1 protein-coding gene is annotated in these 232 nt (G+C 64.2%); it reads left to right on the top strand.

The annotated features are described in order from the left end of the window. Positions 1-232: thiamine pyrophosphate-dependent enzyme (locus BST14_RS32460; RefSeq protein WP_245845880.1), on the top strand; the 232-nt coding region annotated here is incomplete at both ends.

Below are 232 nucleotides of genomic sequence, written 5' to 3'. Positions count from 1 at the left end.
CAGTTCAAGCTGCCCTATATCCACGTACTGGTGAACAACTCCTACCTGTGCCTGATCCGCCAGGCGCAGCGCGGCTTCGACATGGACTATTGCGTGCAGCTGGCCTTCGACAACATCAACGCCCCCGAGCTGGAAGGCTACGGCGTCGACCACGTCGCGGTGGTCGAGGGCCTGGGCTGCAAGGCGATCCGGGTGTTCGACCCGAACGAGATCGGCGCCGCCCTGGCCAAGG

This window comes from Mycobacterium arosiense ATCC BAA-1401 = DSM 45069 (assembly GCF_002086125.1).
Lineage (GTDB): Bacteria > Actinomycetota > Actinomycetes > Mycobacteriales > Mycobacteriaceae > Mycobacterium > Mycobacterium arosiense.
Note: the sequence above shows the minus strand (reverse complement) of the source record. Positions and strands in the feature narration are given on the sequence as shown.